The organism is Micromonospora sp. NBC_00821 (assembly GCF_036347035.1).
GTDB lineage: Bacteria > Actinomycetota > Actinomycetes > Mycobacteriales > Micromonosporaceae > Micromonospora > Micromonospora hortensis.
In genome coordinates, this window is the sequence record NZ_CP108880.1 from 5530706 (window position 1) to 5544386 (window position 13681).

The following is a 13681-nucleotide window of genomic DNA, read 5'->3' on the forward strand; positions in this document are numbered from 1 at the left end:
CTCATGATCAGCAGTCGGAACATCGGCATGGTGGCGGCCGCTGCCACGCTGCTGGCCGCCGCGCCGCTGTCGGCCATCTTCCAGGGCTGGACGTGGTTGATCGAGTCCATCATCGCGGTCGCCGTGGTGGCCGGGGTGGCCGCGCTGACCCGCCTCGCCCGGGCACCCTTGTGGGGTCAGGTGCTGGGCATGCTGGCCGGCCTGACGCTCGCCCTGACCTGGTTGTTCCCCAGCGGCCAGGAGCTGTTCGCGATCCTGCCCACCCCGGGCACGCTCGCGTACTTCGGCGACCTGCTCGCCGGCTCCATGCAGGACATGCGCTCGTACGGGGTCGAGGTCCCGGACACCGATCCGCTGCTGTTCATCGCCGTGCTCGGTGTCGGCGGGGTCGCCGTGCTGGTGGACGTGCTGGCCGTGGGCCTGCGTCGGCCCGCGCTGGCGGGGCTGCCGATGCTCGCCATCTACTCGGTGCCGGTCGCCGTCTACGTGGACAGCGTCCCCGCGGTGCCGTTCGTGGTGGGCGCCGCCGGTTACCTCTGGCTGCTGGTCACCGACAATGTCGACCGGGTGCGCCGCTTCGGACGCCGGTTCACCGGTGATGGCCGCGACGTCGACGTGTGGGAGGCCTCTCCGCTGGCGTCCGCCGGCCGTCGGCTCGCGGCGGTCGGGGTGGCCCTGGCTGTGGTGCTGCCGCTGGCGGTGCCCGGCATGACCAGCGGGCTGCTCGACTCGCTCAGCCGAGGGCCGGGCAACGGCACCGGCAACGGGTCCGGCTCGGGCGGCACGTCGGGTCGGATCGACCTGTTCGCCTCGCTCGCCGGTCAGCTCAACCAGTCCCAGGTGGCCGACCTGGTAAAGGTGAAGACGTCCGAGCAGAACCCGTTCTACCTGCGCTATGCGGTCGCCGACGAGCTGCGCCCCGCTGGTTTCCAGGCGCGCAACCCCAGCGGCCGGTCGGTCAACAAAGACCTACCGAACCCGGCCGACCGGGCCGGCCCAGGCGTGCGGCAGACCACCTACCAGGCGACCGTCGAGGTCACCAAGAGCCTGAGCATGTCGCTGATGCCCGTGTACGCCGAACCGACCAGCGCCGACGACCTCAGCGACAACTGGCTCTACGACACCAACCAGCAGGTCGTCTTCTCCAACCGGGAGAACTCCCGCGGTCGGAAGTACTCCTTCGACTACGTCCGCTCGACCTTTACGCCCGACGCGTTGCGAGCCGCGAAGCCGCTGCCGACCGAGCACCCCGTACGCCGACAGATGACCGCCACCCCCGGGCCGGTGCCCGAGGTGGAGGAGCTGGTCAAGGGGCTGATCCAGGGCAAGCGCACCGACTACGACAAGGTGCTGTCGATCTACCAGCACTTCTCGGCGGACAACGGCTTCAGCTACCGGTTGAGCACCGAGAGCGGCAGCAGCGGTCAGGACATCGTCAACTTTCTGACCAACAAGGTCGGCTACTGCCAGCAGTACGCCGCCGCGATGGCCTGGCTGGTCCGCTCGGCCGGCATTCCGGCCCGGGTGGCGTTCGGGTTCACCAACGGCAGCAAGCGCGACGGTGACACCTTCACGCTGACGAATCTCAACCTGCACGCCTGGACCGAGGTCTACTTCGACGGGGCTGGTTGGGTGCCGTTCGACGCCACCCCGGCGTACGGTGTGCCCGGCTCCACCCGGTCGGCCTGGGCACCGGACACTGACGCGCCGGAGGAGCCCAGCCCGAGCAGCGGCGCTACGAGCGCCCCGACTGACCCGGATGCCTCGACGGCGCCGACCGGCCCGGACAACGCCGACCAGGACACCGACGACGGGCTCTCTCTCGGCGGGACGACCCCGAACGAGCAGCCACCGGTCTGGCCGTGGTGGGCAGCGGGCCTGGTGGCCCTGCTGCTGTTGCTCGCGGTGCCCGCGCTGCGCCGGATGGCCCTGCGGCGCCGACGCAGTGGCCGCGCGGCGAGCGTGGCGATGCCCTCCGCGAGGGTCGACGGCGACAGCGAGCCGGGGGCACGTCCGGTGGTGGTCAGCGCGGACGCCGACCGGGCCCGCGCGGACGCGCACGCCGCCTGGGCGGAGCTGCTCGACACGCTTGTGGACTTCCGGGTTCCGGTCGATCTGACCGAGACGCCCAGGGCGACCGCGGACCGGCTTGTCCGGGACTCCCTCGACGATGATGACGCGATCGGGTCCGTGCGGCTGTTGGGCCGGGCAGAGGAGCGGGCCCGCTACGCGCGGGATCCGCTGACCGGTGAGCGGTTGCTGCCGGCGCTACGCGCGGTCCGTGCGGCACTCGCGGCACGGGCGGACCGACGGACCCGCCTGCTCGCCGCCGTGCTGCCGCCCTCGGTGCTGCTGCGTTGGCGCACCACAACGGCGGACAGGTCCGGCCGGATGGTGGCGCTCACCGGGCAGGCCCGGTACCGACTGCTGCGGTGGAACCCCCGACGGCTGCTGGCCGACCGGGCCGCTCGCTGACCGAAACCCGACCCACCCACTCCGCCACCACCTACCCGGCGCCGCCCATGATCACTTGATGACCAGTAGTTGCAGACCGCTTCTGGTAGCTACTCATCATCAAGTGATCATGGGCGCTCTGGGGTGGCGACGCGGGTCAGGCGCAGCGGGACCGTGTTGACGCGAGGTCGAAGACCGCGCGGTCCGAGTGGGGCCTCGGCTGAGGCGACATCGGGTCTGCGCTGTGGTGCGGTGACGTCGCGGTGTCCCGGACCACCCAAGGTCGTGCTCGATCCAGGGAGGAGGCCCTTCCCCTCGCACACGATGCCACTACTTCCAGGATCGAGCACGATCTTGCGGGAGAGGGCGGGCAGCGGTAGAGGGCGCGCGGATACGACGGAGGTCGCCGGGGGCTGTTGCCCGGCGACCGCTCGTCGCGGCGTACGGCCCGCCTCAGCGGCGGGACCGGCTCAGCGGTGCCCCTCCGGGCGCTGCCGCCACCTGTCCTCCATGCGGTCCAGGATTGACGACCGGCGACCGGATCGGCCACCGCGGGGACGACGACGACTCGTCGTGCCGCCCACCACGTGCAGGTCGGGTGACTGCGCCCGCCGGTGCGACTGCACCGCGAACGCGGCCGACGCCAGCATGACGACGAAGCCCGCCACCGCCAGTGGTGGAGTCTTGATCACCGCGCCATAGACCAGTAGAGCCAAGCCAGCGATGATGACGCCGGCGGCGACGAGCAGGCGACGCCGCGCATGGAAGCGCGGATCGCTGGCGCGCACGGCCGAGGCGAATTTGGGGTCCTCGGCAAGCGACCGCTCGATCTGCTCGAACAGCCGCTGCTCGTGCTCCGAGAGCGGCACGGCACTCCTCCCCGGTCACGTTGGTCGGGCCCACTCGGGCCGACAGACCGTGGCAGCCAACCGGCTGCTTACCCGCAAGTCTACGAGGGGGGTCGCGCGTCGGAAAGCGGGACGACCTATGGGCGGGGTGGATTTTCGTTTCGACGGGGATCACGGTCGGCCATCAGACTGGCCGGACCTATGACGGACCGCCCGAAACGGGCAGCGGCGGCGTCCGCGGCAGCTTCCGCTTCGCGCCAGCCATGCTCGGGCGCGCCGAGGGTGAGCTGCCGGTGAGCGCCCTGCGCCGGGGCGAGCCCTTCCACCCGGACACCGACGAGTCGGATCCGCTCGGCCGGGTCCAGCGCGGTATAGAGCGCCCAAACCGTGTCGAACATCTCGCGGGCGGTGTCGGTGGGCACGTCGAGGGTGCGAGATCGGCTGACGGTGCGGAAGTCGGCCAACCGGACCTTGAGTGAGACGGTGCGCCCGACCTGCCCGGAGCCGCGCAGCCGGACACCGACCTTCGCGCTGAGCGCGAGCAACGCACGGCGGATCTCCAACGGGTCGGCCACGTCGACGTCGAAGGTCACCTCGGCGCCGATCGACTTGTCGACGTGCTCGGGGCTGACCCCGCGCGGGTCGCGCCCCCAGGCCAACTCGTGCAGGTGGGAGGCCGAGGCGGCACCGACGGCCCGGCGGAGCATGCCCACCGGCGCCTCGGCGAGGTCCCCGACGGTGGTCAGGCCAAGCCGGCGTAGCGCCTCGGCGGCGCGCTCCCCCACCCCCCACAGGGCGTCCACCGGCAACGGGTGCAGGAAGTCGAGCACCTGCCCCGGGGGCACGACCAGCAGGCCGTCCGGCTTGGCGCGGGTGGAGCCCAGCTTGGCCACGAACTTGGTCGGCGCCACCCCGACCGAGCAGGTCAGCGCCTGCTCGTCGGCGACCCGGCGACGGATCAGCCGGGCGATGGTGGCCGGAGAGCCGAACAGCCGACGGGCGCCGGTCACGTCGAGGAACGCCTCGTCGAGGGAGAGCGGCTCGACCAGCGGCGTGACGTCCCGGAAGATCTGCATGACGGCCCGGGAGGCGGCCGTGTAGGCGGAGAAGTCCGGCGGCAGGTAGACCGCGTGAGGGCAGCGGGCCCGGGCCTGACTGGTCGGCATCGCGCTGCGGACGCCGTACCGGCGGGCCTCGTAGCTGGCCGAGCTGACCACCCCGCGCGGGCCGACACCGCCGACGACCACCGGCCGGCCGCGCAACTCGGGACGGCGGCGCACCTCGACGGCGGCGAAGAAGGCGTCCATGTCGACGTGCAGGATCGGACTGGCCGAGTCGTCGGCGTCCGGCCCGAAGCGCGGATCGTCGCCCCGGGGCAACGACTGGCTGCGGCCCATCCCGGCAGGTTAACCCCGGGGTACGACACCACCATCGGCCGGCCGGCCGAACCGTCCCCGGGTCAGCCCCGCACGACCAGCAGCGGCACTGTCAGCTCCGCGGCGGTGTCCGACCCGTGGTAGGCCACCAACTTCGACGCCATCGGCCGCTCGGTGCGACTGGCCATGACCGCGTACGTGTCGTTGCAGGTCACCACCACGTCGCCGACCCGGCCCAGGTGCTCCTCGGGCACCGGCCCGAACCAGCCGGTGGCCACCACCTCGTCGCGAGTGCGTACCCGGGCCGCGACGCCCAGCACCTCCGACCAGGCGGCCCGCACGTCGTCGACAGCACCCGGCTCGACGTGCAGGTAGCGCACCCGGGCCTCGCCGGCCACCAGCCGCACACCGGCGCGCAGTCGCGGATCGGTGTCCAGGTCGAAGCGGTGCGCGGCAGGGATGTCGAGCTGCCCGTGGTCGGCGGTCACCAGCAGCGCCGCGTCCGGCGGCAGCCCGTCGACCAGTCGGGCGACCAGGGCGTCCACCTCGGTGGCGGCGACCCGCCAGGGTGCCGAGTCGACGCCGCTGACGTGGCCGTGCCGGTCCAGGTCGGCGTGATAGCCGGAGACCAGTGTGGGCCCGGTGCCGGCGGCCAGCGCGGCCAGCATGGCGGTGGCCACCGCGTCCCCGCCGGTGGCGCCCCGGAAGTCGCCACCCCGGTTGGCGGCCAGTGTCAACCCGCTGCCGCCGAACTCCGGCCGACTCACCACGGTCGTCGTCACGCCGGCGGCGCGGGCCCGCTCCAACTGGGTGGGCACCGGCTGCCAGCGCAGCGGCGACGGATCGGCGGCCCAATCGGTGTGGGTGAGCACCCGATCGGTGCCAGGCACCCGCACTGTGAAGCCGAGCACCCCGTGCGCGCCCGGCGCGACACCGGTGCCCAGTGACACCAGGCTGGTCGGGGTGGTGGACGGGAAACCGGCGATGAGCGGCCGAGCCACCGTCGCGGCGAGCCCGGCGAGGGTCGGCGCGTACGGCGCCGCGGTAGGTAGCTGGTACCAGCCGAGCCCGTCGACGAGCAGCACGGCGATCCGGCGTACGCCGCCCAGCGCGGGCCGGAGCCCGAGCGGGTCGGTCGAGCCGGGCACCCCGAGCACGGCCAGCGCGCTGGGCAGCACGTCGGCGAGGCGGCCGCCGCCGTGGCCCGGCCCGAGGATCTCCAGCGGCGCGGGCTGGGCGCCAGCCTCGGCGATCATGCCGGCCGGCGGGCGAACAGGTGCAGTTGGGCGGCCAGGTCCCGGTACGGCGGTTGGGCGGCCAGCGCACGTTCCAGCTCGACCACGGCGGCGGACTGCCCGTCGGCGACAGCGGCCGGCAGCAGGTCGGCCAGCACGCGTACCCCGTGGATCTCCTCGACCACCAGCCCGGCGGCGCCGAGCAGCGCGGCGGCGCCGGGGGCGTCGTAGCGTCGGCGCAGCGTGTCCCGTGGTCCGGCGGTGCCGGCCGAATCGGCGGCCAGCGTGGTCGCGACGTCGAGGTGGCCGTTCATCGCGCGGCCCAGCACGGCGGCGGCCCGGCCGGCCACGAGCACACTTGCCGCCCCGCCCGGACGCAGCGCGGTGGCGAGCGCGGTCACCACCGGCACCGGGTCGTCGACCACCTCCAGGACGGCGTGGCAGAGCACCAGGTCGACGCCGGCCGGCTCGACCAGCCCGGCGAGGGCGTCACCGTCGCCCTGCACGGCGGCGATCCGGTCGGCCACCCCGGCCTCGGCGGCGCGGCGGGTGAGCGCGGCGAGCGCGTCGGGGCTGGCGTCGACGACGGTGACCCGATGCCCGGCGCGGGCCAGCGGAACGGCGAAACCGCCGGTGCCGCCGCCCACGTCCAGGACTGTGAGCTCGGCGTCGCCGCGCCGGTCCAGCTCGGCGCGGAGCACCGACCAGATCACGGCGGTACGGGGTGTCAGCGGCGGCTCGGCGAACCGGCCTCGGGTCTGCTCCACCCGGTCGAGCCTAGTCACCCGGCCCGGTGGTGGTGCGGGCGTGTGGCGGGGGCGCCCACCACACGCCCGATCGGTGCGTGGTCGGCGGTCGGTCAGGCCTCGGTGCCCTCGGCCTCGTCCTCCGCCCGGGACCGGCGCTCGTTGGCCACCGGACCGTTCGTCACCTCGTACTCGCGGGGGTCGGCGAGGTGCGACGGCACCCAGCCGGTGCCCAGTCGGGTCCGCCGGGCGTTGGCGATTCCACCGGTGTACGCGTGATTTCCCGTCACTGTCGTTCCCCCTCACGAATCACGGGCCGCTCTGCCCGCTCGGGACGAGTCTCCCGCTCGACGGTTCGGGAAACCGTAATGTGGATCACTGAATCAGCGGAAGTCGCGGGATGCGGGGCTGACCGGTGGCTCGATGGCGTCCAGCCGGTCGGCGACCAGGTTGGTCACCCCCTCGTGCCGCTGCAACCGCCCCCGGACCACCAGCGCGGCGCTGGTCCGCGCCACCCGCCGGTAGCGCTGCCACAACCCCGGCGAACAGGTGACGTTGAGCATCCCCGTCTCGTCCTCCAGGTTGAGGAAGGTGACCCCGCCCGCCGTCGCCGGGCGTTGCCGGTGGGTGACGATGCCACCGACCCGGATCCGCTGCCCCGGCTCCACCCGGCCGAGCCGGGCGATCGGCACCGCGCCGAGCACGTCGAGCTGACCCCGGATGAACCGGGCGGGGTGACTCTCCGGCGACAACCCGGTGGCCCACACGTCGGCGACCAGCCGGTCCACCGCCTCCATCCCGGGCAGCGTGGGCGCCGCCGCGCCGGTCACAGTGCCGGGCAGCCGACCCGGCCGGTCCTGGGCCGCCGCGCCAGCGGCCCACAGCGCCTGCCGCCGGGACAGCCCGAAACAGGCGAAGGCGTCCGCGGTGGCCAACGCCTCCAGCTGCGCGGCGGTGAGACCGAGCCGCCGGGCCACATCCGGCATGTCCCGGTACGGCCCGTCGGCGGCCCGTTCGGCCTCGATCCGCTCGGCCACATCGGCGCCGAGGGTCCGCACACTGGACAGGCCGAGCCGGACGGCGGGGCCGCCCAGCCCCCAGGCGTGCGGCGGCTCCCCCGGCCCGCTGCCCCACCGGGTCTCCGGGGTGGACTCCAGCACCGCCAGCGCCCCGCTGGCGTTGATGTCCGGACGACGGACCTCCACCCCGTGCCGGCGGGCGTCGTCGACAAGGGTCTGCGGCGAATAGAAACCCATCGGCTGGGCGTTGAGCAGCGCGGCCAGGAACGGCGCGGGGTGGTAACGCTTGAGCCAGGAGCTGGCGTAGACCAGGTAGGCGAAGCTCATCGCGTGGCTCTCCGGGAAGCCGTAGCTGGCGAACGCGGTGAGTTTGCGGTAGACGTCGTCGGCCAGCTCACCGGTGATGCCCCGCTCGGCCATCCCGGCATAGAGCCGGTCGGCGATCCTGGTCATCCGCTCGACCGACCGTTTGGCGCCCATCGCCCGGCGCAACTGGTCGGCCTCGGCCGCGTCGAAGCCGGCCAGGTCGATGGCGAGCTGCATCAACTGCTCCTGGAACAACGGCACACCCAGGGTCTTCTCCAGGGCGTTGCGCATCAGCGGATGCGCGAAGGTCACCGGCTCCTGGCCGTTCTTGCGGCGGATGAACGGGTGCACCGAACCGCCCTGGATCGGGCCGGGACGGATCAGCGCCACCTCGACCACCAGGTCGTAGAACTCGCGGGGCTTGAGCCGGGGCAGGGTGGCCATCTGGGCCCGGCTCTCCACCTGGAACACCCCAACCGAGTCGGCCCGGCAGAGCATGTCGTAGACCTCCGGGTCGTCCAGGGTCATGTCGCCCAGGTCGAGCCGGGACCCGATCATGTCGTAGCCGTAGTGCAGGGCGGAGAGCATGCCCAAGCCGAGCAGGTCGAACTTGACCAGGCCCACCGCGGCGCAGTCGTCCTTGTCCCATTGCAGGACGCTGCGCCCGGGCATCCGCCCCCACTCCACCGGGCAGACCTCGATCACCGGCCGGTCACAGATCACCATGCCGCCGGAGTGGATGCCCAGGTGCCGCGGGAACGTCTGCAACTCGTTGGCGTACTCCACCACCTGCTCGGGGATGTTCTCGACATCGACAGTGGCGACCGAGCCCCACCTGTCGATCTGCTTGCTCCAGGCGTCCTGCTGCCCCGGGGAGTAGCCGAACGCCTTGGCCACGTCCCGCACCGCCGACCGGGGTCGGTAGGAGATGACGTTGGCGACCTGGGCGGCGTGCTCCCGGCCGTAACGGGTGTAGACGTGCTGGATCACCTCCTCCCGCCGGTCGGACTCGATGTCCACGTCGATGTCGGGTGGGCCGTCCCGTTCCGGGGCGAGGAACCGCTCGAAGAGCAGTTGGTGCCGGACCGCGTCCACATTGGTGATCCGCAACGCGTAGCAGACCGCCGAGTTGGCCGCCGAACCCCGACCCTGGCAGTAGATGTCCTGGTCACGGCAGAACGTGACGATGTCGTAGACCACCAGGAAGTAGCCGGGAAAACCCAACTCCTCGATCATGTTCAGTTCGTGGTCGAGCTGCGCGTACGCCGTCGGGTGCGCCTGCGGCGGCCCGTAGCGCTCGTGCGCCCCGTCGGCTGTCAGCTTCCGCAGCCAGCTCATCTCGGTGTGCCCCGGCGGCACCGGGTACGCCGGTAGCTGCGGCGCGACGAGCTGGAGGTCGAAGGCCAACTCGGTGCCGAACTCGGCGGCCCGCGCCACCGCACCCGGGTACGCGGCGAACCGGGCCGCCATCTCCGCGCCGCTGCGCAGGTGGGCGGTGGCCGCCGCGGGCAACCAGCCGTCGATCTCGTCCAGGCTGCGGCGGGCCCGGACCGCGGCGACGGTGGTGGCCAGTCGACGCCGGCCAGGGCTCGCGTAGTGCACGTTGTTGCTGGCCACCGTCGGCAACCCGGCCGCGGCGGCCAGCTCGGCGAGCGCGTCGTTACGGTCGGCGTCGATGGGATGGCCGTGGTCGGTCAGCTCCACTGCCACCGTCTCCGCGCCGAAGAGCGCTGTCAGCCGGTCCAACTCGCGGGCCGCCGCGTCCACCCCCTCGGTGAGCAGCGCCCCCGGCACGTGCCCCTTGCGGCAGCCGGTCAGCACCAGCACATGGTCACGCAGCTCGGCGGCGACCTCCTCCAGGTCCCCGTAGTCCGGGCGGCCCTTCTCCCCGCCGCGCAGTTGGGCGCGGGCGATGGTGGTGGCCAGCCGGGCGTACCCCTCGTGGCCGTGCGCGAGCACCAGCAGGTGCGCGCCGTGCGGGTCGGGCTCGCCGTTCTGCGGGCCGGGCAGGCCGAGGGACAGCTCCGCGCCGAAGATGGTCGGCAGGCCCAGCGTACGAGCCGCCTCGGCGAAGCGGACCACCCCGTAGAAGCCGTCGTGGTCGGTGACAGCGAGCGCGGTGAGCCCCAGCCGGGCCGCCTCCTCGGCCAGCTCCTCCGGGTGGCTCGCGCCGTCGAGGAAGCTGAAGTTGGTGTGCGCGTGCAGTTCCGCGTAGGGCACCACACCGTCGGGGCGGGTCAGCTCCGGTGGCTGGTACTGCTCGCGGCGGCGGCTCCAGGCCGGGGAGTCGCCGCCATCGGCGTCCACGGCGAGCGGATCCACCACGTGCAGGTGCCGCTCCTCACGCGACCGACCGCCGCCCGACCGGCCGGAGCCGCCACTGGCCCGCCCGGAGAGCACCCGCTCCAGCTCCGACCAGGGCATGTTCGGGTTGTGGAAGCTCATCGAGCCTCCACCTGCGACCCGGGGAGCACCGGCTCAGTCATAGATCGCCTCCACCAACCACTGCCCGGCCTCGACGGCCAGCAGCAGGGCGGCACCGTCGGCCAGGCTGACCTGGAACCGGGCCCGGCGGCGGGCCTCGACCGGCGCCCACCACCGCTCGTCCACCGGCCACGGGCCGGCCCAGCCCACGATCTCCGCCGGCTGGCCGGTGCCGACCACCAGCCGAGCCGGTGGGGCGCTCACCGCCAACCGCGCGCTGATCACCACCGGCTCACCGGCGGCGTCGTGCACCGTCGCCGCGAGCGGACTGGGCAGCACCACCGCCGGCGCGGGTGCCGGCAGCCGGCCCGGCCACGGCGGAGCCCCGACTGCACCCCGGCCGGTGGCCGGATCGGCGCCGGCATCGGCCGGCGGGCCAGGACGGGCGGGGACGCGTTCGTCGCCCCACGGCACCAGTCGCACCTGGTCGGCCGGGGAGCGCCCACCACCGAGCACAGCGGTGACCACCGCTTCCGGGCCGAGGATGCCCTGCACCCGGCTCAACGCCCGGTGCGCGCGTTCCCGTTCCTCGCCGGTCTCCCCCCAGAGGCCGGCCTGCAGACCGGCCTGGGCGATCACGCCGTCCGGGATCAGTCGCAGCCGGATGATGCCGGCCGTTGGTCGGGCCGGCCGGGCGCCGGCACGGCCGTTGCTGCCGGAGAGCCATCCGTCGAGCTGCCAGCGCACCCGGTCGGCGATGGCCGCGGCGGTGAGCAGGCCATCGTGCCGCCACACCCGGTGCAGCTCCTGCCCGTGCTCGGTCACCGCCTCGATGCCGAGCCGGGTGCAGGCCAGCCCGTGCCCGGCCAACCGTTCGTGCAGCCGCTCGGCCAGCGCCCGGGCCACGAACGCCGCCGCGTCGACCCGGTCGATCGGCTCGTCGTGCTCCGCGGTCACCGTCAGGTCGGCCGGCGGCCGCCGGACGGCGAGCGGGCGGTGGTCCCGCCCGGCGGCCAGCCGGTGGGCCAGCGCACCGTCGAACCCGAACCGGGCCAGCACGTCGCCGGCCGGCAGGGCGGCGAAGTCGCCGAGGGTGCGTACCCCCAGCCGACGCAGTAGGTCGGCCAGCGCCGACCGGCCGAGCGCCTCGACCGGCAACCCGGCCAGGAACTCCGGTGTCCCACCCGGTGCCACCACCCGGCCAGCGCGAGCGGCCAACCCGGCCGCGAACACCCCGTCGGCGATGCCGACCTGGCTCTCCACCAGGCACGACTGCGCCACGTGCTCGATGATCCGCTCAGCGGCCGCCTCCTCGCCACCGAGGTAACGGCCCGGCCCCCGGGCGGCCACCGCGCAGGCACCCGGGCGGACCACCTCGACGCCGGCTACCAGTTCCTCCACCGCGGCGACCACCGGCTCGAACGCACGGGCGTCCCGGCCGGGGTCGTACTCCACGACGGTGAGCTGCGGGCAGCGCCCCTGCGCCTCCCGCTTGCGCAGCCCTCGACGCACCCCCTCGGCGCGGGCCCGCTCGGAGCAGGCGACCACCCGATTGGCGTGCAGCACGGCGACCGGGCCGGTCGCCGGCACCCCGTCGACGATCTCGGCGGCGAGCACCGGCCAGTCCGGGCACCACAGCAGCAGCGTGCGTGCCGGCGCGCCGGTCACCCCCGACCGACCAGCGCGAGTGGCGCGGCCGATCGGCCCGCGGGCGACGGCAGCGCACGAGGGATCACCCGGGTCAGCTCGTCCCCCGGGAGCCAGACCTTGATCTCCTTGGGCCGGGCGGCCGCGCCGCGCCCGCGCGCCGAGACGGTGATCTCCCGGCGGCGCAACCGCCCCCGGCCCAGCCCGAGACCCTCCCAGACTCCCCGGACCACCTGCAGCGTCACGTCCGCGCCGTCCCACCGGCCGTACGGGACGAGCACGCTGCCGCGCTGCCGGGCCCGAGCGGCCAACCGGGTGGCGACCGAGGCGGAGACCGAGGCCGGCACGGCGGTGACCACGACGTCCACCCCGTCGATCAGCGCGGCGACCACTGTGGCCCACTCGGGGCCGGGGTTCGGCACCAGGGCCAGCCGGTCCAGGGCGATGCCCAGCTCAGCCGCCGCGCCCGCGCCGAACGTCGGCACCCCGACCACGGCGCACCACGAGCCGGCCCGGGACGCCTCGGCGAGCAGGGCCAGCATCAGCGAGGTGCCACCGCTGCGGCGGGGCTGACCGGCGGCGACCGCTATGGTGCTGCCCCGGCGCAGGCCCCGGTTGGGCAGCAGACCGGTCAGCTCGGGCACCACCGGCAGCACCCGGTGGCCACCGACCGGGTCGGATGCGCTCGCCGGGCGCACCAGATCGGCCAGCGCGGCGGAACCGACCACCATGCGGCCCGCCATTGGACCAACTCCCCCGTCGTTGCTGTGGATCAGATCAGGACCGGCACGCCGTGCCACCGGCCGCCCGGCTCCCCCCGGTAGGGCGGCCGGTGGCAGGCGGGATCAGGCGGCGAGGCCGTCCAGGGCCGGTTGGTGGGCCACGCCGAGCGCGGTTTCCACCACAGTGACGAACTGTTCGGCGGCGCGGAGCAGATCGTCGGCCTCCCGGGCGCTGACCACCCGGGGGATGCCGGCCTCGGCGGCGGCGCGCTTGCTGGCCCCCGCGGCGAAGAACCGGGACCACTCGTCGAGCTCCGGAGCGACGGCGCAGAGGAGAACCCAGACGCTGGTGATCCGGTTGCGTCGACTCGGCGCGGGTCGGGCCCGGGCGGCGAGCAGGGCCGCCGCCGCGCGCAGGGCGGCCAGGTGGGCAGCCGCGTAGCGCAGACCGTCAGGTCGGGTCTGGCCGGCCTCGACCAGCCCACGGCGGGCCAACGTGAGGAGTTGGGCGGGGGTGCGGTGCGGCAGCACGTGCGCCGGCACCGTCGGTGCCTGAGCCGGGTTGGTCGGCATGGGTGTCTCTCCTCCACGTGGCCGAGACGTCACCGCGGCGGCTGATGCCGCCGACGAGACGCCGAGGTCGGGGTGGTGCGGAGGAAGACGCACCGGGTGTGGCCGGCCGGGTGTGGATGCTTCCCCACACCACACCCGGCCGGCGGACCGGCGGGTGCGTCGCCCGCCGCCCGGGGGTCGTGGGCGGCGGGCAACGCTCCTGCCTGTTGGGACCAGGCTCGCGACTGCCCGGAAACCCAGGTGCGGCCCGCGGAGCCGCACCGCCCGGAGGTGGCGCCGCGAAACGCCGCGCTCCGGCTGGTTGGAACGGGCGTTCGAGGCAATCGAACAC

Annotated in this window: 10 protein-coding genes; 1 reads left to right on the forward strand and 9 read right to left on the reverse strand. The window is 74.0% G+C overall.

The genetic code is table 11. The features are described from left to right. Positions 1 to 3 precede the first annotated feature (3 nt). Positions 4 to 2475, forward strand: coding sequence for a transglutaminase TgpA family protein (locus tag OHB44_RS25090; protein WP_238682862.1), 2472 nt, complete (start codon positions 4 to 6; stop codon positions 2473 to 2475). Positions 2476 to 2924: 449 nt separating this feature from the next. On the opposite strand, the gene OHB44_RS25095 is transcribed toward OHB44_RS25090, so the two are convergent. The 9 genes from OHB44_RS25095 to OHB44_RS25135 all read right to left on the reverse strand — a co-directional run bounded on the left by OHB44_RS25095 (position 2925) and on the right by OHB44_RS25135 (position 13350). Then, positions 2925 to 3323, reverse strand: a complete 399-nt coding sequence (locus tag OHB44_RS25095; protein WP_030334542.1) for a DUF3040 domain-containing protein — start codon at positions 3321 to 3323, stop codon at positions 2925 to 2927. 116 nt (positions 3324 to 3439) lie between these two features. Continuing rightward, complete coding sequence (locus OHB44_RS25100; RefSeq protein ID WP_266304881.1) at positions 3440 to 4699, reverse strand: DNA polymerase IV; 1260 nt, start codon at positions 4697 to 4699, stop codon at positions 3440 to 3442. Between the two features lie 62 nt (positions 4700 to 4761). Next, a complete protein-coding gene (locus OHB44_RS25105; protein ID WP_266304880.1) occupies positions 4762 to 5934 on the reverse strand; it encodes an alkaline phosphatase family protein in 1173 nt (390 codons plus the stop codon). Continuing rightward, positions 5931 to 6698 carry a methyltransferase domain-containing protein gene (locus tag OHB44_RS25110; RefSeq protein WP_266304879.1) on the reverse strand — a complete coding sequence of 256 codons (768 nt, stop codon included), beginning with the start codon at positions 6696 to 6698 and terminating at the stop codon, positions 5931 to 5933. Before OHB44_RS25110 ends, OHB44_RS25105 begins: the two co-directional genes overlap by 4 nt. A gap of 74 nt (positions 6699 to 6772) precedes the next feature. Further along, a complete protein-coding gene (locus tag OHB44_RS25115; RefSeq protein WP_167492956.1) occupies positions 6773 to 6949 on the reverse strand; it encodes a hypothetical protein in 177 nt (58 codons plus the stop codon). Between the two features lie 93 nt (positions 6950 to 7042). Then, the gene (locus OHB44_RS25120; RefSeq protein WP_330438445.1) at positions 7043 to 10429 is read right to left on the reverse strand and encodes an error-prone DNA polymerase; all 3387 of its coding nucleotides are present in this window, start codon (positions 10427 to 10429) and stop codon (positions 7043 to 7045) included. A gap of 33 nt (positions 10430 to 10462) precedes the next feature. Next, the gene (locus OHB44_RS25125; RefSeq protein WP_266304877.1) at positions 10463 to 12076 is read right to left on the reverse strand and encodes a DNA polymerase Y family protein; all 1614 of its coding nucleotides are present in this window, start codon (positions 12074 to 12076) and stop codon (positions 10463 to 10465) included. Continuing rightward, positions 12073 to 12798: a hypothetical protein gene (locus tag OHB44_RS25130; RefSeq protein ID WP_238682856.1), complete on the reverse strand. Its 726-nt coding sequence runs from the start codon at positions 12796 to 12798 to the stop codon at positions 12073 to 12075. The genes OHB44_RS25125 and OHB44_RS25130 overlap by 4 nt, the downstream gene beginning before the upstream one ends. A 102-nt stretch (positions 12799 to 12900) precedes the next feature. After that, entirely contained in the window at positions 12901 to 13350 is a 450-nt protein-coding gene (locus tag OHB44_RS25135; protein ID WP_007463070.1) for an SAV_6107 family HEPN domain-containing protein, read from the reverse strand. Positions 13351 to 13681: the final 331 nt, after the last annotated feature.